Consider the following 22,790-nt stretch of genomic DNA (forward strand, 5'->3'; position numbering starts at 1 on the left):
CCACACAGTGTCCTCGATCCAGATAATGGACCTGAGTTAGAACCCCAAATTGACCAGGCTGGTATTTCAAGGTTGGCTCCACCAGGACTGGCGTCCTGGCTTCAAAGCCTCCCAGCTATCCTACACAAGCCAATTCAAAGTTCACTGTGAAGCTGTAGTAAAGGTTCACGGGGTCTTTCCGTCTAGCCGCGGGAACGCAGCATCTTAACTGCGAATTCAATTTCACTGAGTCTCGGGTGGAGACAGTGTGGCCATCGTTACGCCATTCGTGCAGGTCGGAACTTACCCGACAAGGAATTTCGCTACCTTAGGACCGTTATAGTTACGGCCGCCGTTTACCGGGGCTTCGATCAAGAGCTTCGCAGATGCTAACCCCATCAATTAACCTTCCGGCACCGGGCAGGCGTCACACCCTATACGTCCACTTTCGTGTTTGCAGAGTGCTGTGTTTTTAATAAACAGTCGCAGCCACCTGGTATCTTCGACCGGTCTCAGCTTACGGAGCAAGTCCTTCACCAAAACCGGCGCACCTTCTCCCGAAGTTACGGTGCCATTTTGCCTAGTTCCTTCACCCGAGTTCTCTCAAGCGCCTTGGTATTCTCTACCTACCCACCTGTGTCGGTTTAGAGTACGGTTTCTTTGTAGCTGAAGCTTAGAGGCTTTTCCTGGAAGCATGGCATCGACCACTTCGGACTCCGTAGAGTCACCGTCATCACGTCTCGGCATTAAGAACCCGGATTTACCTAAGTTCTCTGCCTACCAGCTTAAACACGGACAACCAACGCCGTGCTGGCCTAGCCTTCTCCGTCCCCCCATCGCACTACAAACAAGTACAGGAATATTAACCTGTTTCCCATCGACTACGCTTCTCAGCCTCGCCTTAGGGGCCGACTAACCCTGCCCCGATTAACGTTGGACAGGAACCCTTGGGTTTCCGGCGGGGATGTTTTTCACACCCCTTATCGTTACTCATGTCAGCATTCGCACTTCTGATACCTCCAGCCTGGTTCACACCTTGACCTTCAACGGCTTACAGAACGCTCCTCTACCATGCACAAAGTGCATCCGTAGCTTCGGTGTACAGTTTGAGCCCCGTTATATCTTCCGCGCAGGCCGACTCGACTAGTGAGCTATTACGCTTTCTTTAAAGGGTGGCTGCTTCTAAGCCAACCTCCTAGCTGTTTTAGCCTTCCCACATCGTTTCCCACTTAACTGTAACTTTGGGACCTTAGCTGACGGTCTGGGTTGTTTCCCTTTTCACGACGGACGTTAGCACCCGCCGTGTGTCTCCCGGATAGTACTCACTGGTATTCGGAGTTTGCAAAGGGTTGGTAAGTCGGGATGACCCCCTAGCCTTAACAGTGCTCTACCCCCAGTGGCATTCGTCCGAGGCACTACCTAAATAGTTTTCGAGGAGAACCAGCTATCTCCGGGCTTGATTAGCCTTTCACTCCGATCCACAAGTCATCCCCTGGCTTTTCAACGACAGTGGGTTCGGTCCTCCAGTTGATGTTACTCAACCTTCAACCTGCTCATGGATAGATCGCCCGGTTTCGGGTCTAATGCTAGCGACTGGACGCGCAGTTAACACTCGGTTTCCCTACGGCTCCGCTATAAGCTTAACCTTGCCACTAACATTAAGTCGCTGACCCATTATACAAAAGGTACGCAGTCACCGAACAAAGTCGGCTCCCACTGCTTGTACGTACACGGTTTCAGGATCTATTTCACTCCCCTCACAGGGGTTCTTTTCGCCTTTCCCTCACGGTACTGGTTCACTATCGGTCATCTGGGAGTATTTAGCCTTGGAGGATGGTCCCCCCATATTCAGTCAGGATATCACGTGTCCCGACCTACTCGATTTCACTGCAGATAAGATTTCGTATACGGGGCTATCACCCACTACGGCCGCACTTTCCAGAGCGTTCTACTATCTACAAAGCAGCTTAAGGGCTGGTCCCCGTTCGCTCGCCGCTACTAAGGGAATCTCGGTTGATTTCTTTTCCTCGGGGTACTTAGATGTTTCAGTTCTCCCGGTTCGCCTCTACAACCTATGTATTCAGTTGCAGATACCTGCCTTATGACAGGTGGGTTTCCCCATTCAGAGATTTCCGGATCAAAGGTTGTTTGCCACCTCCCCGAAACTTATCGCAGGCTACCACGTCTTTCATCGCCTCCAGATGCCAAGGCATCCACCGTGCACGCTTAGTCACTTGACCATATAACCCCAAACCGTCTCAACATTTACAAGCTATGAAATGTGAAACTTTATGGTTGGGCTTACTGATTAATTACGGGTAGTAATTAATCAAATCAAGCAACCGCCGGTTCGCTTGAGAATTCTCATTCTCATGTATCCAAATTTTTAAAGAGCAATACAGGACCGAAGTCTTGTATTAAAAGCATTAAAGCAATTCGTGTGAGCACTTAGCTGAGATGACTGAAGCATCGTTTAAGGAGGTGATCCAGCCCCAGGTTCCCCTAGGGCTACCTTGTTACGACTTCACCCCAGTCATGAATCACTCCGTGGTAACCGCTCTCCCGAAGGTTAAGCTAGCTACTTCTGGAGCAACCCACTCCCATGGTGTGACGGGCGGTGTGTACAAGGCCCGGGAACGTATTCACCGTGACATTCTGATTCACGATTACTAGCGATTCCGACTTCATGGAGTCGAGTTGCAGACTCCAATCCGGACTACGACGTACTTTGTGAGATTAGCTTCACCTCGCGGCTTCGCAACCCTCTGTATACGCCATTGTAGCACGTGTGTAGCCCTACTCGTAAGGGCCATGATGACTTGACGTCGTCCCCGCCTTCCTCCGGTTTGTCACCGGCAGTCTCCTTAGAGTCCCCAACTAAATGATGGCAACTAAGGACAAGGGTTGCGCTCGTTACGGGACTTAACCCAACATTTCACAACACGAGCTGACGACAGCCATGCAGCACCTGTCACTGCGCTCCCGAAGGCACCAAGGTATCTCTACCAAGTTCGCAGGATGTCAAGAGTAGGTAAGGTTCTTCGCGTTGCTTCGAATTAAACCACATGCTCCACCGCTTGTGCGGGCCCCCGTCAATTCATTTGAGTTTTAACCTTGCGGCCGTACTCCCCAGGCGGTCTACTTATCGCGTTAGCTTCGTTACCAAAGGATCAAGTCCCCCGACAACTAGTAGACATCGTTTACGGCGTGGACTACCAGGGTATCTAATCCTGTTTGCTCCCCACGCTTTCGCACCTCAGTGTCAGTATCAGTCCAGGCAGTCGCCTTCGCCACTGATGTTCCTTCAGATCTCTACGCATTTCACCGCTACACCTGAAATTCCACTACCCTCTACTGTACTCTAGCCTGCCAGTTTTGAATGCAGTTCCCAGGTTGAGCCCGGGGCTTTCACATCCAACTTAACAAGCCACCTACGCGCGCTTTACGCCCAGTAATTCCGATTAACGCTTGCACCCTCCGTATTACCGCGGCTGCTGGCACGGAGTTAGCCGGTGCTTCTTCTGTCGGTAACGTCACACTTGAGGGGTATTAACCATCAAGCTTTCCTCCCGACTGAAAGTGCTTTACAACCCTAGAGCCTTCTTCACACACGCGGCATGGCTGGATCAGGCTTGCGCCCATTGTCCAATATTCCCCACTGCTGCCTCCCGTAGGAGTCTGGGCCGTGTCTCAGTCCCAGTGTGGCTGATCATCCTCTCAGACCAGCTACGGATCGTCGCCTTGGTAGGCCATTACCCCACCAACTAGCTAATCCGACGCAGGCACATCTGATAGCGCAAGGTCCGAAGATCCCCTGCTTTCCCCCGTAGGGCGTATGCGGTATTAGCAGTCGTTTCCAACTGTTGTCCCCCACTACCAGGCAGTTTCCTACGCGTTACTCACCCGTCCGCCGCTCGTCAGCAGATAGCAAGCTATCTCTGTTACCGCTCGACTTGCATGTGTTAAGCCTGCCGCCAGCGTTCAATCTGAGCCATGATCAAACTCTTCAGTTTAAAAAGTTTCGATTGAAGGAATATTCAATCTAAATCTTGCTCAAGAATAAAACTGACTTAAATTCTTAAATGAATTTTCGACGAGTTCTTACTTGATAATGCTTTGTCTCCAGAGCATCTCAGTAAGCACCCACACGAATTACTTAATGCTGATTTTTAAAGAACGTTGCCAGATCTTTCGATCAAAGCGGGCTGCGTATTTTAATGAAGCAGCCTTTAATGTCAAGCGATTTTTTAAGTTTCTTTCGAAGCTTGTCGCTGACTGATCTGGAAGAAAGCTTCTCAGATCGAGCGGCGCATTATACAGCGCCTTTCTGGCTTGGCAACCGTTAATTTCAAATATTTTCTAGTGAAATCAACGAGTTACTTAACCGACCAAAGAGCTCACCGAGCTAGCTGGTCTCGAATCAAGGCGGCGTATACTACACTCAAAAACCAAAAGGTCAATGCCTTGTTTCGATATTTTTCAGTGCTTAGCGAGATCGAATAGAACTCTCTAAGTCATTGAAAAAACAGGGGCTTCTTGCCCACCTGCCGCGTCACAGCGATCAGGAGCGGCGCATTATAGGGAGTTGCTTGGCGCCGTCAACTGCTTTGTGAAAAGAATTTCATTGGGCAGACAGTTTCTCCTTCGAAGGTTGTAGTAAAGACCAACGACGAAGTCCTAACAAGACTAGTACCAAAATCGTATAAAGAACGGGCTCAAACCAAGACGAACGAATCTGCAGCAGATAGTGCACCGCCATCAAAGCGGCGGCGGGATAGCTCCACTTATGCAGAGTCTTCCAGCGCCGCTTTAGTCGGCGCTGCCATCCCTTCGTGGATGTCAGCGCCAACGGCAGCAATATCAGCCAAGCTAACATACCCAGCGTCAGATAAGGGCGTTCGATGATTTCAGCCAGCACATCTTGCCAACGCCACTCCAGCAACAGAGCACAGTAAGCGAGCAAATGCAGACTGGCATAAAAGAAAGTGAACAAGCCCAACATACGCCGATGCAACATCAACCAGCGCCAGCCGAGCTGTTTCACCAATGGACTAACACTGAGCGTCAACAACATAAAGTTAAAGGCCCAGGTACCGGTGAAGAACACGATCGCTCTGCCCGGCTCCGGGCCTAACAGGTTCCACTCTCCCTGCTGCACCCTAATGACAGCCTGCAGTAGATACAGGGCAGGCAATAAGGCCACCACAAACAACAACAATCGACGAGCAAGAACTGGCATTAGTAGTACCTTTCCAAATCCATGCCCTTGTACAAATGTGCGACCTGCTGCTGATAGCCATTAAACATTTGAGTGGCGATGCGGCTGGGGCTGAACAGCGACGACGGTAGGCGACGTTCACTGGCCTGGCTCCAACGCGGATGATCTACCTGTGGATTAACGTTGGCATAGAAGCCGTATTCATTCGGCGCTAACAGGTTCCAGGTGGTGGCCGGCATGGTTTCACTGAAGTGAATACGGACAATGGATTTAATGCTCTTAAAGCCATATTTCCACGGCACGACTAGGCGAATCGGTGCACCATTCTGGTTAGGCAGCATCTCCCCATACAAGCCGACTGCCATCAGGGTCAGATCATTCATGGCCTCATCTATGCGCAAACCTTCGATATAAGGCCAGTCAATGGTGGAGAACACGGAACGCTGACCCGGCATTTCTTTTGGCCGCTGTAAGGTTTCGAAAGCCACATATTTTGCCCGCGAGTTAGGCTGGCATTGTTTGATCAGCTGCGCCAAAGGGAAACCAATCCAAGGGATGACCATGGACCAAGCTTCAACACAGCGCAGACGATAAATGCGTTCTTCTAGTTGAACCTTGTTGAGCAGGTCTTCTAAAGCAAAGGTTCCGGTGTTGTCACACTCACCAGAGATGGTCACCGACCAAGGATCGGTATTGAGCTTGTGTGCGTAACGCGCCGGGTCGCCTTTGTCGGTGCCAAATTCATAAAAGTTGTTGTAACCGGTGACGTTCTCATAAGGTGTCAGGTCTTGCTGCTGTTCACCGCTAAAAGGCTTGGCGCCAGCCACCTGCTTTGCCAACCAGGCAGGAGAGTCGGGATCACGCCCCTGGTCGGCATCGATCAGTGCGTTGGCTGGATTGGCTGCCGCCAATAAAGATAAGGCCCCCGCCTGCATAAAGTGACGGCGACGCATATAAACATCATAGGGAGTAATTTCAGAGGACGGCGGAGAGGAAAAGCGATCTTTGCGTATCAACATAGCGACGGCACCTAACAAACACTGGAATGTTAGACACAGTCGCTACTAATGATTCATTTCTTACGGCGTGATTGCAAAAATTGCCAGCCGTCGTAACCCGGCCCAGACAGCGCATAAGCCATAAAAGCACCCAGCAGTACCTTAGCCGGATCGATGGAAACCACGACAAAGACCAGTACCACCGCCAGCAATGCCACAAAAGGCACATTGCCTCGTAGATCCAGGCCTTTAAAGCTGTGGTAGCGGAAGTTACTGACCATCAGCAAACCGGCCACCGGCACAATAACGGCCATTACCCAGGCCAGGTCTTGGCCTGAGGTACCAGATTCACTAAAGGCCCAAACGGTACCCGCAACAATGGCAGCCGCGGCAGGGCTGGCCAAACCGGTGAAGAAGTTTTTATCGGCTACCGCCAACTGGGTATTAAACCGCGCCAGCCTCAATGCCGCGCCGGCAACGTAGACAAACGCGGCGACCCAACCAATCTTACCCAGATCCTGTAGCGCCCAACTGAAAGCGACTAACGCGGGTGCCACGCCAAAGCTGACCATATCAGCCAGGCTGTCGTACTCAGCGCCAAAATCGCTTTGGGTATTGGTCATACGCGCTACTCGGCCATCTAGTGCATCGAGAATCATGGATATGAAAATCGCAATGGCGGCATTTTCAAAGTGGCCATTCATACTGGCCACAACGGCGTAGAAACCAGAGAACAGTGCTCCGGTGGTAAACAAATTCGGCAGCAGGTATATGCCTTTACGGCCTGGCCATTTCGCCGGCTTAGCCGCTGGCACGTCCTGCTCTGTGTGGTCGTGGGCTTGGCATGGAGCATCCTGCCCGGGTTGCTGTTCGTGTTCAGTCATATGCAATCTTTCGCCAAATAAAACGCTCGCATTATGCGTCATCAAAGCCGGGCTGTCTTCCACAGTGCTTGCAGTAACGGTTGCTGCAGCTGATCGGTAGCGGCGCACAAGCCGACGGCAAAGGGTTCGAGTTCAGGCTCAACGCTCAACACCCGTACCCTTGAAGCCATAGGACTGTTGCGCAATACCAGCTCTGGCACCACGCCCACACCAACCCCCAGCGCCACCATACTGACAATGGCTTCGTTGCCAGCGACCTGAGCATAGATGTGCGGGCGAATATTGCGAGCGGCAAACCAACGATCCACGCGGGTGCGCCCTAAGCCACTTTCTGACAACACCATCGGCACTTGCGACCAGTCAATTTCTGTCTGCGCCAGTTGTGGCACGGTGGCCAGACCACGTGGGGCAATAAAGAGTAACGGCGACGGTGCCATGGTTTTAAAACTCAACTGCTCGGGCAACACATCAGGCCTAGCGGCAATAGCAACATCGGCGGCGCGGTTTTGCACCCGAGCAATGGCATCGGCGGCATCACCGGTATGAATGCGCAGTTCAACATTGGGGTAACGCTCACGAAAACGTGTCAGCAAATCGACCAAAAAGCTGTAGCTGGCCGTCACGGTGCAAAACAAGGTCAGACTGCCACTCAAATCACTGACTTGAGTCGATACCGCAGAGCGCAATTGCTGGAAACTTTCTATGGTTTGCTCGGCATGCTGGCGAAACAACATACCGGCATGGGTCAGTTGCAACGGCGCGCTGTCGCGATCAATCAGACGAGCACCGGCTTCCTCTTCCATGCGCGCCAAGCGCCGGCTCAAGGTCGAAGCACTCATATGCAGCTGCCTGGCAGCCTGGCCCAAATGCAAGGTAGTACTGATGGCCAAGAAGGCCTGAAGATCTTTGTAGTCCATGTTAGCTCTGCAATGTCGTTGCATAAAACGCAACAGGTCGTGGCAATAATAGCATTTTACGCAATGTCGCCTTTGGCCTACCATGGCTGTCGACTTCAATTTAAATCCCACGAAGACGCCACACGGGGTGTATCCCGAGCGCTTCGTTATACATGCATGAGGAATGGCTGTTATGGGTAACAACTATTTTAATACGCTGAACTTGCGTGAGCAGCTCGATCAACTGGGTCGCTGTCGTTTTATGAACCGTGACGAATTCGCCAACGGCTGCGAGTTCCTGAAAGGCAAAAAAGTAGTCATCGTCGGTTGTGGTGCCCAAGGTTTGAACCAAGGCATGAACATGCGTGACTCGGGCTTAGACGTTTCCTATGCGTTGCGTGAATCTGCCATCACAGAGCAACGCCAGTCGTGGAAAAATGCCACAGAAAACGGCTTTACCGTGGGCACCTATGAAGAACTTATTCCTACCGCCGACGTGGTCTGCAACCTGACCCCTGACAAGCAGCATTCCAGCGTTGTTTCTGCCGTTATGCCACTGATGAAAGACGGCGCCTGCCTGGGTTACTCCCATGGTTTTAACATTGTTGAAGAGGGCATGCAGGTACGTGATGACCTGACCGTTGTTATGGTTGCACCTAAGTGCCCTGGCTCTGAAGTTCGCGAAGAGTACAAGCGTGGCTTTGGTGTTCCAACACTGATTGCCGTGCATCCGGAAAATGACCCGAAAGGCGAAGGCATGGACATCGCTAAGGCCTGGGCGTCAGCTACCGGCGGCGATCGTGCTGGCGTACTGGAGTCATCGTTTGTTGCCGAAGTGAAGTCCGACCTGATGGGCGAGCAAACCATTCTGTGTGGCATGCTGCAGACCGGTGCTATTTTGGGCTTCGAGAAAATGATCGAAGACGGCATGGACGAAGGTTATGCCGCCAAGCTGATTCAATACGGCTGGGAAACCGTTACCGAAGCATTGAAGCACGGCGGTATCACCAACATGATGGATCGCCTGTCCAACCCAGCCAAAATCGTTGCCTTCGATATGGCTGAAGAACTGAAAGTACTGATGCGTCCACTGTTCCGCAAGCATCAAGACGACATCATGACCGGTGAGTTCTCTCGCACCATGATGGAAGACTGGGCGAATGGCGATGCCAACTTGCTGAAATGGCGCGCTGAAACCGCCGAAACGGGTTTCGAAAAAGCTCCCGCTTCTGATGTAGACATCGATGAGCAAGAGTACTTCGACCACGGCATTTTGCTGGTAGCCATGATCAAAGCGGGCGTAGAGCTGGCGTTTGAAACCATGGTGGAGTCAGGCATCGTAGAAGAGTCGGCTTATTACGAATCACTGCATGAAACACCACTGATCGCCAACACCATTGCGCGCAAAAAGCTGTACGAAATGAACGTGGTAATTTCCGATACCGCGGAATACGGTTGCTACTTGTTTGCCCACGCTGCGGTACCCCTACTGCGTGAAAAGTTCATGCCACACTTCAGCACTGACGTGATTGGTAAAGGCTTGAACGTTAAGTCCAACTCGGTCGACAACCAGCACCTGATCGAAGTGAACGAAGCGATCCGTAACCACCCTGTGGAGTGGATTGGCCAGGAGCTGCGCGGCTATATGACCGATATGAAACGTATCGTTGAAGCCTAATTATAACGGCCACCGCGTCAGCTAGCGGTAGCCTTTCCATACTTATAATCCCTGCTCGCAAGAGCAGTAGTTGCCCCCTTACCTGCAACTCCTTTATAACCGGCCTATTGGCCGGTTTTTTTGTACTAGTCTGAAGGCAAAGACGACGAGATAAGCTCTGCTCCCGGGGTACTCTGCAATGCTCAGACTGTTCAGTTTGCTTTTTGTGCTGTTGTTCGCCGCTGCAAACATCCAAGCAGAGACCGTCAGCATCGCCAGCGGTGAATGGCCACCTTATGTATCTGAAGACTTAAACAAAGAAGGCGTGGTCAGCGATATCATCAGAACAGCCTATGCCAGTGTCGGTTTAGAGGTCGAGTTTTTATATTTCCCCTGGAATCGCAGCTTTAACCTAACCCGACGCGGCGTACACCATGCCACACCGGTTTGGGCAAAAAATCCTGAACGTGAACAGCAGTTTATTTTCACCCCAAGCCCCGTCGCACGCCAGGTAGTGGCCTTTTATTATCACGTCGATAACCCGGTAACATGGCAACAAGTCTGGTCGACCGACTATCACCAAGCACCTAAGATAGGGGCCACTCTTGGCTACCATTACAGCCCCAAGTTTACTCAATACGAAAAGGATAATTTGTTTCGTCTGCGCCGAAGCCCGAGTGATGAAGACAATTTTCGGTTACTGCTCAACAAAGAAATCGACGTCTTCCCTATCAACTTAACCGTTGGGCGAGAAATGGTGAAAAAGAACTTTAGCAAACCAGAACAAAAGAAACTGGCCATATTGCCTGAGGCGTTACAGGTAACCGATTTGTATTTAATGTTCTCGAAGAAAAATCCTGACAGTGAACGCTTCAGCCAACTGTTTGAGCGAGGCCTGCAAAATATTCGGGCCGACGGCACCATGGACAAGATTGTAAAGCAACATGGCCTTGATCCTCTGACATCGCTGCCATAACAGCGTATACATCAACTGAACTCTCAAACCGCGTTATTTGATTCTCTGCACGACCTGTGGAAGTTTTCCCTTTTCCCACGATACCTTGCTGACTCAGCCGCCCGCGCTGCAATGGCTCGCTAGCCAATGGCCGGGCCAGGTTAGCTTGCCACACTGATATCGTTGGCCATCAGTATTCGGCCCCTCGCCGGCAGTTAGGAGCTGCCACGCCATAACGATAAGAGTGTTGCATCATGATTCAGTACAAAGCGCCTATCAAAGATATTCAGTTCTTAATGAACGACGTGTTTGATTTTCAACGTCACTACCAAAGCATTCCAGGCGGCGACGAGACCAGCCCTGAGATGGTGGATGCCATTTTGGCCGAAGCCGCTCGTTTCAGCGAAGAAGTATTGTCGCCGCTCTATCAATCAGGCGATGACGGCTGTGTATTTAACAACGGTGAAGTCACCACACCAACAGGCTTTCGCGAAGCTTATGGGCAATATGTTGAAGGTGGCTGGCAAGGCATGTCGGCACCGGTGGAATACGGTGGCCAGGGCCTGCCACTATCGCTGGGGGTAGTGAAGTCCGAAATGATTGGCACCGCCAACTGGGTATGGGGCATGTACCCAGGGCTGTCTTTGGGTGCCATGAACACTATCTATATGCACGGCAACGAACAGCAAAAGCAAACCTATCTGGTGCCTTTAGCCGAAGGTCGCTGGACGGGCACTATGTGTTTAACCGAGCCTCAATGTGGCACTGACTTAGGCCAAGTTAAAACCAAAGCCATACCCAATGGCGATGGCAGCTACGCCATTACCGGCACCAAAATATTTATCTCTTCTGGCGAGCATGATCTCACTGAGCAAATTGTGCACATCGTATTGGCACGCCTGCCGGATGCACCTAAAGGCACTAAGGGTATTTCGCTGTTTATTGTTCCCAAGTTCAATGTTAATGAAGACGGCTCGTTAGGCGATCGCAACCCCGTGGTGTGCGGCTCGATTGAAGAAAAAATGGGCATTCATGGTTCATCGACTTGTGTTATGAATTTTGATGGTGCCCGAGGTTTTTTAATAGGCCCTGAAAATAAGGGGCTAATGTGCATGTTTACCTTCATGAACACCGCCCGTATTGGGACTTCGATTCAGGGGGTAGGCGCGGCCGAGTTGTCATTCCAGGGTGCCCTGCCCTACGCCAAAGAGCGCCGTTCGATGCGTTCATTAAGCGGCACCAAGCAACCAGACCAAGTCGCAGATTCACTGATCGTGCATCCAGATGTACGCCGCATGCTGCTGACACAAAAGGCCATCGCCGAAGGCGGACGCGCGATGCTGTATTACGCCGCCAAATTGGCAGATCAGATGATGGCCGCTCATAGCCGTGACGACCAGGCCGAATACGATCGCATTGACGACAAGCTGGGTTTTTTAACCCCTGTGCTAAAGGCGTTTTTAACTGAGCTAGGCTACGAAGCGGCTAACCACGGTGTGCAGGTGTACGGTGGCCATGGCTTTATTAAAGAATGGGGCATGGAGCAAATTATTCGCGATACCCAAATCGCCAAACTGTATGAAGGCACCACCGGTGTGCAAGCACTGGATCTTTTAGGCCGCAAAGTCCTGCTGGGTAAACTCAAATCCTTTAACGAATTTCATGCAGTGGTGAAAGACTTCATTAAAGAACACCAAAACCACAGCGAAATGAAACCCATGATGAAACAGCTTAAACGCTATCTGCTGCGCTGGCGTCTGGGTACGTTGCGCATTGCCTATATGGCGCGCAAAGACCGCGATATGGTGGGTGCGGCGTCAGTCGATTATTTAATGTTTTCAGGCTATGTCATGATGGCGTATTTCTGGGCACGCATGGCCGACAGCGCTTACAGCGGCTTAAAACAAGCCAATGGCGATATGAGTTTTTATCGAGCCAAAATTCATACCGCCGAGTTTTATTTTGACCGTCTACTGCCACGGGCCAAAGGTCACGCCAAGATGATGGTCAAGTCGCCTAAGACATTAATGCAAATGCCGGAAGAGCATTTTAAGCTCTAAGCTAGGACGGCTGTGGTGCTAGTGCACATAAGTACGAGTCATCACAGCCGCAATGCATCTCTTATGCGGTTAACCCTGAGTACTCGAGGCCAAGCGCGTACTAACCGCTGGAAATTCTTCAGATTGCCAACGACGTAAAAACGCAAATTCGCTTTCATAGCGAGGCGCGGGTTGTGGTGCTTGAGACTTAGGTTCGGTCAGTGTTGTGGCCTTGGTAAACCTTGCTTGGCCCACCTGAATTTGCAACGCATGCAAGCACTCAGTTCGATAGCGCGGTGAGCTGACATTATCAACCACCCACCATTCCGCCTGCATACGCTCTGCAGTCAGATCCAGCAGGACATAGCCGCGATAATACAAATCGACAAATTTCAGATGTGGCAGCAACATCTGCAGCGAAGATGCCGCTAAATCTGCCCGGGTCTGATTGCCAATGGCTTCTGACGACACAGCTGGCGTTACCAGTTCAAGTGCCAGTGGCTGACTTTGTTTGGCAAACGGATCGCGGTGCAACTCTAGCGCCCAACTGGAATGAATATCCCCCGTCAGCACCACCACATTGTCAATGGCCTGGTATTCCAGCAAATCAAAAAAGCGCTCTCGTGCGGCCGGATAACCATCCCACTGATCATAATTAAACGGTCGTTCATTGGTTCCTAACTGCGCCATCATCACCTGCTGACCTAATAGCTTCCATACCACACCCTGCTGCTGTGCCGTTTGCAGTGATTGCTCAAGCCACTGCTCTTGCTCGTTGCCCAGCAAGGTGCGCTGAGGCTGATCGCGCTCTGTTAACTCTTGCGCTGGCTGATCTCTTCCAGCCAATCGAGTATCGAGTAAATTCAGCTGCAATAAATCGCCAAAGCGAAAATCACGATACAACGACATGCTCTGATCGGCACTTTCCCGCACCGGCATCCATTCCAGATAGGCCTGAACCGCCGCTGATAATCGCTGCGCCCAGGAGCTTGTCGCACCATGACTTTCAGCTCCACCACGCCAAGCATTATTGGCGACTTCATGATCATCCCAGATCACTAAAAAAACATGTTGTCGGTGCACGGCCTGCAAATCGGCATCGCTTTTATAACAGGCATGGCGCTGACGATAGTCCTGTAACGACACAGTTTCTTGGGCCGGGCAATGCACTCGGCCAGTGGTCAAACTGGCTTCAATATTTTGATATTCATAGATGTAATCGCCCAGGTGTAATATGGCATCCAGATCGCTGCGGGCCGCCAGTTCTTTGTAAACATTAAAATACCCTTGGGCATAATTCGAACACGAGGTAAAAGCCAAGCGCAGATGCGATACGCCAGCTTGTGGCAGAGTACGGGTTCGGCCAATATCAGACTGCTGCCCTTGGCTATCAAATCGATAATAATAGCTTTGGCCTGGTTGCAGCCCGTTGACGTCGATTTTTACGGTAAAGTCGCGCTCGGCATGGGTAAAGCCAAAACCCTGCTGTAGCGGCTGACGACACTGAGGGTCCACATAGAGCTGCCAACGATAGGACAAGCTGTGCTCACCATTTTGCGGAGTAATTCGCGTCCAAAGAATCACTCTATCCGTCAGTGCATCGCCGCTGGCCACCCCATGTTGAAAGACCCAGTTGCTCTGCTGGTTGCGCCCCAAACCTGGCAAGGCTGCCGCACTGACACTGTCGATCAAGAACTCGCGCCGGGTTAAAGGCATAACCACACTCCCATTGGCAAACAAGCATGGCTATTTTTTGTGCAACCAATGACAACAGGGTTGCATTGCCATGACAGTTTGAAGGCAATGGTCGAATGGCCGCGCGTGGGCGCCTCCTCTATAATCATCTGGTCTTAGAATTTTGGTAAAACAGATTATGGCTTGCGCAATTGCTCATCAAAGTGGCGGAACCCCGCTCAGTATTTTTGAACCCCAGCAATATGAACACTGGTTAGCAGAGCAACCAGAGGCGACCCGCCAATGGCTGAAGAATGTCGCATTTTCAGGCAAAGGGGCCGCACTGATCCCTGCTGCTGACGGCGCTTTGGAGCGAGCGATAGCGGTGGTGAACGACTTGCAGGATATGTTTGCCTGTGGTGATTTACCGACCATTTTGCCAACGGGTGACTACCAAGTAGACAACGTTCGCGATCCAGATCGCTTAGTTGCTATTGCTTTCGCTTGGGGCTGCGGTGCTTATCGCTATGATCGCTACCGTAAAAGCGATGGCCAAAGTGCGCAATTAAATATTGATGATGCTGATGTAGTACGTGAAGCAAAAGATCTGATCGAGGCTGTTAGCCTGACTCGTGACTTGGTGAATACACCAGCATCCGACATGATGCCTGAGGACCTGGCTAGCGTAACTCAACACCTGGCAGAGCGTTTTAATGCTGTTTTCAGCCAGTGGACTGGCGACGAATTAAAACAGCAAAATTATCCCATGATTCACGCCGTCGGCCGTGCCAGTGTGCATGAACCGCGCTTGTTGCAGCTAACCTGGGGAAATCCTGAGCATCCAAAAGTGACCTTGGTTGGCAAAGGCGTGTGTTTTGACAGCGGTGGTTTGAACTTAAAACCCGGCAACGCCATGCGGCTAATGAAAAAAGACATGGGCGGTGCCGCTCAGGTACTTGGCTTGGCACAGCTTATAATGGCGCGACACTTACCAGTACGATTGCGGGTATTAATTCCGGCGGTTGAAAATGCTGTTAGTGGTAACGCCTTCCGTCCTGGGGATATCATTAATACCCGTCAAGGCTTGTCGGTGGAAATCGACAATACCGATGCCGAGGGCCGACTGGTACTGTGCGACGCACTGACCGAAGCCGCTGCCGAAACACCAGACCTCATTGTCGACTTTGCGACCCTAACGGGTGCTTGTCGTGTCGCTCTGGGCACCGAGTTGCCCGGCTTTTTCACCAACCAGTTATCCTTGGCTGGTGATTTAATGCAAAGTGGCGAACGCGTTAGTGACCCAGTGTGGTCTTTGCCATTGCACCAGCCATACAAAGAATTTCTAAAGAGTGACGTCGCTGACTTAGTAAATTGTGCCGCCACACCGTTTGGTGGTGCTATCACCGCCGCACTCTATCTGCAAAACTTTGTTGCCGATGTACCTTGGGTGCACTTTGACATTATGGCGTGGAATAATCGTAAACTACCGGGCCGTCCCACCGGGGGCGAAGCTATGGGTATTCGCGCCGTATTTGAGTACCTACATAACCGCTTCCAGGATTAACCATGGCCATCGACCTGATCAGCACGCAAGATGTGCTGTATTGGTCCACCATGCTGGCTGCGATCTTTTCAGGGTCGGCAGCGGTATTAGATGCGCGTGGCAAGCAGGTCGATTTATTTGGTATTTTGATCATCGCGTTTTGTGCCGCCCTCGGTGGCGGCACACTGCGAGACGTATTGCTGGACAGGCCAGTTTTCTGGATTGTTGATCATTATTATTTGATCATGGCTTGGCTCGGTGCCGTCGCGACCTTTTATTTGGCCCGCTGGGTACGAATATCCCATCGTTGGTACGTGGTACCGGATGCCGCCGCACTGGCGCTGTACGCCATTGCCGGTACTCAGGCGGCACTGACCGAAGGGGTTAGCTGGTTGGTCGCCTCTTTTATGGGCACCCTGACGGCGGTTGCGGGTGGTATATTACGCGATATTTTATGCAATGATGAGCCGATGATCTTTCGTGGTGAGCTGTATGCCACCGCCGCGTGGTGCGGCTCGTTATTAATGATTTTATTGCTACAACTAAAAGCCAGTGCCGGTGCTGCTGCTGCGGTAACCTTTATCTTAATTTTTGTTATGCGCCTTAGCGCCATTCGCTGGAATCTGGTACTGCCCCACTATCGTCAAAAGTAGTCTTACCCGAGTCGATTAACCGTCTCATATTGAAGAGCAAGGAAGATCTATGAACACCGCCGTGCTGGTTATTGATGTACAAACCGTGTTGTTTGATCCACAACCGCAACCCTTTGAACGGGAGCAAGTCATTAGCCGGATAAACCGGGTTACGGACTGGGCCCGCAACACAGGCGTAACCGTCATCTTTGTTCAACATGAAAAACCGGACAGTGTCATTGCATATGGCAGCGAAGGTTGGTCGCTGCAAGGTGAGCTGTTGGTAACACCTCAAGATCATCGTATTGGCAAGCAAACACCGGACTCATTTTTAAACACTGAGCTGGATGAATTACTTAAGAAGCAGCAGATCAAACATCTGATTGTGTGCGGCTACGCCAGTGAATTTTGTATTGATACCAGTATTCGAAGTGCTGCGGCATTGGGCTACGACATTACCTTGCTGGCCGATGCTCATACCACACATGATAAAGAACATGCCAGTGCTGAGCTGATTCGGCAGCATGAAAATATCACACTCCCCAACCTCACCAGCTTTGGCAGAAACATAACGGCTATCACTACTGAGCAATATTTGGCACAAGTGACGACCCATTTGGAGCGAGCAGAATGATTGTTGTTTATGGAATAGACTCTCAACTTACACCGATTAAACAAGCACTGTCGGATACCATTCATGCGTGTATGTGTGAGGTATTAGGCTTGCCTGAAGACAAACGCGCACAACGATTTATTGGCCTGGGTGAAGACAGCTTTTTTTACCCAGCTGATCGCAGCCAAGCCTACACTGTTATTGAAATTAATATGATGGCGGGCCGTAAGCCAGAGACCATAAAGACGCTTATAAAAACCCTATTCGCAAGAATAGAAAGTAATATTGGCATTGCTCCTATCGACATTGAAATCACTATCAAGGAACAGCCCGACTACTGCTGGGGATTTCGCGGCATGACAGGGGATGAAGCCAAGGATTTATCCTATTCGGTTAAAGTCTAAAACACTATCACTAGCGTCAACGGCTTAGCCTATTCGAACCAAGGCTAAGTCTTTCTAGTAGCTCCTCTAGGTCGCAACCCTTGTCCACATGGATTGCAAATAAACGGCGCACTGGTTGCTGATCGCCTATTGGGTCCATCGTGGCTCCACAGTAAGATGTGCCTTCCATGGTAAGCACCTTATCTCAACTTTATGATGCTATGTACTCGAATCACCCTGCGATATCTACGCCATTGGATGCTCGCCACACTGGTGCTCACGCCTGTGGCTGTGGCCGAGGTTGATCTGGTTAGGGTCGATAAATCAGAACGGCTTTTATACCTGATGCAAGGTGACAACGTAGTTAAGCAGTATGACATCGCACTGGGTGGCAGTCCTCAAGGTCACAAACAACAAGAAGGTGACCAACGTACTCCAGAAGGGCGTTACACTCTCGACTACAAGAAAGAAGACTCGTCCTTTTATCGCGCCATGCATATTAGTTATCCAAATAAGTTAGATACGGAAAACGCTCGCCAAATGGGCGTTTCGCCAGGCGGTTTTATTATGATTCATGGCCAGCGCAATGGCTTTGGATGGCTCGCCCCAGTGATGCAACAGTTTGATTGGACCAATGGCTGTATTGCCCTTAGCAACAGCGACATGGACGAGTTTATGTCATTGGTCAGCTCAGGGACCGAAATCCAGATTGACTGGTAACTTGACAAAAACAATGACAAAACTAAAACCGGCAACAAGAAAACTGTTCAATCAAGTACTGCACATCGGCCTGATGATGCTGGCGAACAGCAGTCAAGCAGATAACACCAGCACCTGTTATGGCAAAAACCATAACGGCAGATTAGAGCAAGGGATAATGCTGCCAGCAGAAGGCGATAACTTCGAAGGGTATAGCCAGATTGCTCGCATCGCTGGGCGCACCTACGTTCATTCAGACGTTTACAACATAGTCGTCGGTGCATACCAATAGTTAAATAAGAGCAATCCCAATAAGCGATTCAAATACGCAGAAACGGGTTTTCAGCAAGGCGGGGAATTTAAACCCCATAAAACCCACCGCAATGGCCTGTCAGTGGATTTTATGACACCGGTGGTGGATGGTGATGGTCGATCCGTTCACTTGCCTACCCACCCGTTAAATAAGTTTGGTTACAATATCGAGTTTGATGATCGTGGGCGCTATGATGGCCTGCGCATCGATTATGATGCTCTGGCTGCGCATCTGGTAGCGTTACACCAGCAAGCGAAGGCTCAGGGCCATGATATATGGCGGGTTATTTTTGACCCTAAGCTTCAGCCTAGGCTATTTGAAACTGAACAGGGTGCGTACCTTCAGCAACATATTCAGTTTTCAAAAAAACGCTCCTGGGTTCGCCACGATGAGCACTACCATGTCAACTTTGATATTCCCTGCCAAAGCACACCATAACAAGGCAATGCTCACCCTTGTACTGCACGAGAAAGTCTATTTGCTATAGGTATTCAGGCGCTGTTTAGCGAATTGATAGGTTCCTTCTGTCGCTCGCTCAATATCATTATCACGGCCATCACGGCGGTAGGGCTCAAAGGTTCGACAGGTATAGCGAGCCGCTCGTTTTACCAGCCCCCACAGTTCGCGTCCTGCCTGATCATCGACCACACCAGCTCTTTCCAATTCCTGCAGTTTCTGACGAAAGTAGACCGGTGCCGGCGGCAAGGATTCAAAAACCTTCCATTCAGGGTGTTGCAAGAAGGGGATTAACTCGTGATTCTTTTGATAGTCGTTTAGTACTTTCTTATGCAGTGTTTTGCTCGTTACAAGGAAGTCGTCTCCCCGGTGATATGCCCTCTTCTGTCCCGGCTGGTAAAAGTCAGCCCCCGACCACCCGCCGGAAGTGAAGGGATTGAAACCTAATAACCCCAACGGCCGAATTTCGTCTTCTATTACTCTTTGCGCTATCTGTTGAGTATTGTTACGACACCACCAAGCACTATCCATAGTATTAATATAATCAAACCCACTCAGACCACGCTCATCAAATTCACGGGGCTGATATAAGTCCAGGTCTATCCAGTAGGTCATGGCCGGAGACTGCATTACTAGCTGTAAGAGCAATAAACGACGTTGGTTACGATTATTTTCCGCCAGAATATTCTGAATGTCTGCATCTATCGTCGGATCTGTTTTAGCCAATGCCATCAAGGCGGCGTCGTTACCATAGTCATCGGCAACCCATTTCCGCAGAAAGATCACTCGGTTTAGCTGTTGTCGATAGTCATGTTGTAAATCCGGGTGAGCTGAAATTTTCTCCAACTCTGCAACCGGCAAGAAACTCGTAAAACGCCCGGAGCTAACAGCATGTGAGCTTTTTTCTGATCGAACCGCGACAGACACACCTTGGCTCAGCTCAACCACTTTAGATTGCTCCAACTGAGGGTTGAGGTCAGTAACAAACGTATCTCTTTGCTGCAAGCCCTCTTTCATCAGCAATAAATCCGCATAGCGGCCTTGCGCACGACGCTTTTCCCGGACAAAACGATCATCCGGCAGCACAGTTAACCACTGTAGACGATCAATATCATGGCCATAGCTTAAGCGAGTGACGGGCAACAGCATGGATGCATAGGCCACCAGCTCAGCATCCGTCGCCTCACACGCCTCAACCTGAGCGTGCATCCTAGAAAACTCTGCCAAAACATTGCCTGCAAGTGCATCGGAAGGCAGCAATACCTCACTTAATGCCGCTAACCAAGCGTAAGACCCCGTTTCTTGCCACTTGCTCCAAGCATGTTGTGCCAAGTTATTTATGCTATCTGCTTGCTCTGCCTTAGTAACCGCCCAGATTTGCATATGAGGTAAAGCCGAAGACGCTGCAGTAAATTGCAGCCAGTCCAATAAATCGTTACTGCGTGCGGCTTGGCGAGTAACCGCCTTAAGCCCGCTTGCCTTAAACTCATGGTCTTTGGAGGGCAACCACCAATCCGCTGGTTCCGCCGGTGTGGTCAGTAAATCCAAATCAAAAGCGGCTTGATAAAAGTGGGTGGCAAACGGCGCCTGATATTCCTGCAAGTGTTTATAGGCAGGCTCTAGCCCCAATACGACTCGGCTGGCGTAATCAATGACTTCGGTTGCTGAGCTGCCATAGGGGACCTCCCATGGCTCCGGTCGCAGTGTGCGAATATAGCCGTCGTTGATCGCCTCATATTTAGGTAGCTTTGTTCCTAGCTCGCTGTCCAGCAGCACCGCAGCATGGCCTAACCTGTTTGTCATAGCCAAATACATCAGTATTGATTCTCTAACCGAGTCCATCTGCTTAAAGTGAAAACCACCAGTGTAAAGACTTTGATCTTCTAAATAGCCTTTTCGGGTCTGCTGCAGAACAGTTTGCAAACGCTTGTTAACGTCACATTGGACTTGGGCACCGGCCAAGGTTTGCGATGACCAGGACAACAAGACTGATAAAGACAATCCCGTTAGCAAAGAGCAACAACGTGTTAGCCGAATATTGTTGGTGAATTCCATAAAACATCCATTTATCGAAAAACGTCGTAGCCTAGCCTGATTAGGCTGTTGAGCCAAATTGAATACCGAGCAATGTTGATGCTTATCACATTACCATTCCTATTAGTTAGAAAGGTTGGTTCCCTATCACGATCAGACAAGTTCCTTCACTAGCGTTTCAGTTTACTCAAACAATTAAGTTGTTGAGTCAACCCTCATCTGAGGGTACTGCAAATTTTTCATCTTCATACACTGCCCGCGCAACAAACAATTCCATTAATAAAGGAGAACATCATGAAACTGTTTAGTTGTTTAGCGCTGGGAACATTGCTGGCATCACTATCCTCATTAGCGGCAGCATCCGGCCCTATTTCCTGTCAGGAGCTAAATCTTCCTGATTCACCTATGGCTGGTAAGTGTGCATGGGTGCCCTACCATTCAGGTTATGGTGCTGTTTCCTCTGAGACTGTTTATGGCGGTATCGAAAATGGTTACAGTGTACATGTGTGTCGTGATAACGCAGGAACAGTAGGAAAGCTAATCAATGGCACTCATTGCTGGGTACCTTGGTACGGCAAAGAGTATCGACAAGACTCTTATGAAATTTTGAAAGTAAAAGACGGTTCTACGCATTATCGCTGGGACCGTGTTACCAGCCCAATCAGTGTTTTCAACAATGAAGTCATGGCGGGTAAAGATAGCGGTAACGCCACCTATATCTGTCGCGTCTATGATAACCGCAGCGGCGACTATACCGTCGGTAAATTTATCCGTGGTGAAATTTGTTTCTATCCACATGGCGGCCATGAATACGCAGCCGACCCTCGCAACCAAGGCCCACTGTATGTTGATGTTCTGCGTTACGTAGACTAACGAGAGCCAACCGGTGTCACCGTGCAAAACGGCGACACCATTTTAACTTCTAATTTAAATTTTTAAGCGATCATTAAAGTACGATTTAGAGATCACTATTTCATGGCTATCTCTAAATAACGCCTAAGCGTATACCAAAAGTAGAGGCCTCCGTGCGATTGGAAGCCTCCAATTCGACTAGTATGTCTGCTACGACATCGGCAACGGTATAGTGCGACAGACCCATATACGAGCCGATCTCTTTATTGGTATAGCCCCGACTCATAAACTCAAGACACTCTCTTTGACGGGAAGAAAGTGTTGGAGCACTCTGCCCTCCTAGCAAGGCCAGTACCTCGAATCTGGCATAAGCCAAATGGGCAATACCTACCAGCGTTAACATGGATTCATTAACAAAGCGTGCAAACTCATGCTCCGGTCCATCAAAGCATACGCTCAAAACTCCACGACGCTGGGGCATTAACACGGGTATGGATATACCATTGTTAAGGCCAAAACTTGCTGCTTCATCAACGATGCGCTTGGCAATGGGTTGAGTCCCCGCCACCCGAATAGCATCCTGCCAGGCAATTGGTTTTTGATTAACAATGCAGTGACGGGCTGGCGCATCAACCTGAACATAGTTTTTTTCCAAAAAGCGCTGCATCCACTCTGCAGGGAAATTGGTAATATGCCCAGCAGACGGATTGGACAAGTTCGCTAGCAAAAAGTGGCTACAGTTAAGCTGGTGAAGTTGCCCTGTTAACCAAGTTGTTAACTTTTTACGTGAATCGATTGCTTCTAATTGTGCCAGTCCATCCGATAGACCCATATTCCTCATAGCCCCTCCGCTACATCGACACCATATATACGTGAAAGAGGGTACCTACCTATTCAGACCCCCTTCCCTCATAAAGGGCAACGGATATTGCTGAGAAAGATTTTTAAATCAAATCCAGAAACCA

Annotated in this window: 18 protein-coding genes and 2 rRNA genes (1 of these 20 running past the window's edge); 11 read left to right on the top strand and 9 right to left on the bottom strand. The window is 50.2% G+C overall.

Annotation, left to right across the window (positions count from 1 at the left end):
* From AC55FS_RS19245 to ilvY, 6 genes are all read right to left on the bottom strand, one after another.
* Positions 1 to 2,219, bottom strand: a 23S ribosomal RNA gene (locus AC55FS_RS19245) (it extends 669 nt beyond the left edge of the window).
* Between the two features lie 234 nt (positions 2,220 to 2,453).
* Positions 2,454 to 3,992 (bottom strand): 16S ribosomal RNA (locus AC55FS_RS19250).
* The 16S and 23S rRNA genes sit together here, the layout of an rRNA operon.
* Positions 3,993 to 4,600: 608 nt before the next feature.
* Complete coding sequence (gene msrQ / locus AC55FS_RS19255; RefSeq protein ID WP_496933915.1) at positions 4,601 to 5,218, bottom strand: protein-methionine-sulfoxide reductase heme-binding subunit MsrQ; 618 nt, start codon at positions 5,216 to 5,218, stop codon at positions 4,601 to 4,603.
* A complete protein-coding gene (gene msrP, locus AC55FS_RS19260) occupies positions 5,218 to 6,216 on the bottom strand; it encodes a protein-methionine-sulfoxide reductase catalytic subunit MsrP (RefSeq protein ID WP_496933916.1) in 999 nt (332 codons plus the stop codon). The genes msrQ and msrP overlap by 1 nt, the downstream gene beginning before the upstream one ends.
* A 53-nt stretch (positions 6,217 to 6,269) precedes the next feature.
* On the bottom strand, positions 6,270 to 7,079 hold the full coding sequence (pssA, locus tag AC55FS_RS19265) for a CDP-diacylglycerol--serine O-phosphatidyltransferase (protein ID WP_496933917.1): 810 nt from the start codon (positions 7,077 to 7,079) through the stop codon (positions 6,270 to 6,272).
* 41 nt (positions 7,080 to 7,120) lie between these two features.
* Positions 7,121 to 7,996 (bottom strand): HTH-type transcriptional activator IlvY, encoded by an 876-nt coding sequence (gene ilvY / locus AC55FS_RS19270; protein WP_496933918.1) that lies wholly within the window; start codon positions 7,994 to 7,996, stop codon positions 7,121 to 7,123.
* Between the two features lie 172 nt (positions 7,997 to 8,168).
* Between ilvY and ilvC the strand changes: the two genes are divergently transcribed.
* The 3 genes from ilvC (at position 8,169) to AC55FS_RS19285 (ending at position 12,647) form a co-directional block, all read left to right on the top strand.
* On the top strand, positions 8,169 to 9,653 hold the full coding sequence (ilvC, locus tag AC55FS_RS19275) for a ketol-acid reductoisomerase (RefSeq protein ID WP_496933919.1): 1,485 nt from the start codon (positions 8,169 to 8,171) through the stop codon (positions 9,651 to 9,653).
* 178 nt (positions 9,654 to 9,831) lie between these two features.
* On the top strand, positions 9,832 to 10,608 hold the full coding sequence (locus tag AC55FS_RS19280) for a substrate-binding periplasmic protein (RefSeq protein WP_496933920.1): 777 nt from the start codon (positions 9,832 to 9,834) through the stop codon (positions 10,606 to 10,608).
* A 233-nt stretch (positions 10,609 to 10,841) separates the two neighbouring features.
* Positions 10,842 to 12,647: an acyl-CoA dehydrogenase C-terminal domain-containing protein gene (locus tag AC55FS_RS19285; RefSeq protein WP_496933921.1), complete on the top strand. Its 1,806-nt coding sequence runs from the start codon at positions 10,842 to 10,844 to the stop codon at positions 12,645 to 12,647.
* Positions 12,648 to 12,716: 69 nt separating this feature from the next.
* On the opposite strand, the gene AC55FS_RS19290 is transcribed toward AC55FS_RS19285, so the two are convergent.
* On the bottom strand, positions 12,717 to 14,342 hold the full coding sequence (locus AC55FS_RS19290; protein WP_496933922.1) for an alkaline phosphatase D family protein: 1,626 nt from the start codon (positions 14,340 to 14,342) through the stop codon (positions 12,717 to 12,719).
* A 157-nt stretch (positions 14,343 to 14,499) separates the two neighbouring features.
* Between AC55FS_RS19290 and AC55FS_RS19295 the strand changes: the two genes are divergently transcribed.
* The 7 genes from AC55FS_RS19295 to AC55FS_RS19325 all read left to right on the top strand — a co-directional run bounded on the left by AC55FS_RS19295 (position 14,500) and on the right by AC55FS_RS19325 (position 18,921).
* Positions 14,500 to 15,864: a leucyl aminopeptidase family protein gene (locus tag AC55FS_RS19295; protein ID WP_496933923.1), complete on the top strand. Its 1,365-nt coding sequence runs from the start codon at positions 14,500 to 14,502 to the stop codon at positions 15,862 to 15,864.
* A 2-nt stretch (positions 15,865 to 15,866) separates the two neighbouring features.
* Positions 15,867 to 16,496, top strand: coding sequence for a trimeric intracellular cation channel family protein (locus AC55FS_RS19300; RefSeq protein ID WP_496933924.1), 630 nt, complete (start codon positions 15,867 to 15,869; stop codon positions 16,494 to 16,496).
* Positions 16,497 to 16,545: 49 nt separating this feature from the next.
* A complete protein-coding gene (locus AC55FS_RS19305) occupies positions 16,546 to 17,109 on the top strand; it encodes a cysteine hydrolase family protein (RefSeq protein ID WP_496933925.1) in 564 nt (187 codons plus the stop codon).
* Positions 17,106 to 17,492, top strand: coding sequence for a tautomerase family protein (locus tag AC55FS_RS19310; protein ID WP_496933926.1), 387 nt, complete (start codon positions 17,106 to 17,108; stop codon positions 17,490 to 17,492). The genes AC55FS_RS19305 and AC55FS_RS19310 overlap by 4 nt, the downstream gene beginning before the upstream one ends.
* A gap of 192 nt (positions 17,493 to 17,684) precedes the next feature.
* A complete protein-coding gene (locus tag AC55FS_RS19315) occupies positions 17,685 to 18,191 on the top strand; it encodes a L,D-transpeptidase family protein (protein WP_496933927.1) in 507 nt (168 codons plus the stop codon).
* A 13-nt stretch (positions 18,192 to 18,204) separates the two neighbouring features.
* Positions 18,205 to 18,462 carry a hypothetical protein gene (locus tag AC55FS_RS19320; RefSeq protein ID WP_496933928.1) on the top strand — a complete coding sequence of 86 codons (258 nt, stop codon included), beginning with the start codon at positions 18,205 to 18,207 and terminating at the stop codon, positions 18,460 to 18,462.
* 111 nt (positions 18,463 to 18,573) lie between these two features.
* The gene (locus AC55FS_RS19325; RefSeq protein ID WP_496933929.1) at positions 18,574 to 18,921 is read left to right on the top strand and encodes a hypothetical protein; all 348 of its coding nucleotides are present in this window, start codon (positions 18,574 to 18,576) and stop codon (positions 18,919 to 18,921) included.
* Between the two features lie 36 nt (positions 18,922 to 18,957).
* On the opposite strand, the gene AC55FS_RS19330 is transcribed toward AC55FS_RS19325, so the two are convergent.
* Positions 18,958 to 20,994: a hypothetical protein gene (locus AC55FS_RS19330; RefSeq protein WP_496933930.1), complete on the bottom strand. Its 2,037-nt coding sequence runs from the start codon at positions 20,992 to 20,994 to the stop codon at positions 18,958 to 18,960.
* 273 nt (positions 20,995 to 21,267) lie between these two features.
* Here AC55FS_RS19330 and AC55FS_RS19335 point away from each other — a divergent pair, with 273 nt between their 5' ends.
* A complete protein-coding gene (locus AC55FS_RS19335) occupies positions 21,268 to 21,846 on the top strand; it encodes a DM9 repeat-containing protein (RefSeq protein ID WP_496933931.1) in 579 nt (192 codons plus the stop codon).
* 112 nt (positions 21,847 to 21,958) lie between these two features.
* On the opposite strand, the gene AC55FS_RS19340 is transcribed toward AC55FS_RS19335, so the two are convergent.
* On the bottom strand, positions 21,959 to 22,657 hold the full coding sequence (locus AC55FS_RS19340) for a helix-turn-helix transcriptional regulator (protein WP_496933932.1): 699 nt from the start codon (positions 22,655 to 22,657) through the stop codon (positions 21,959 to 21,961).
* Between the last annotated feature and the right edge of the window lie 133 nt (positions 22,658 to 22,790).

Source organism: Bacterioplanes sp. CLAM21 (assembly GCF_059641015.1).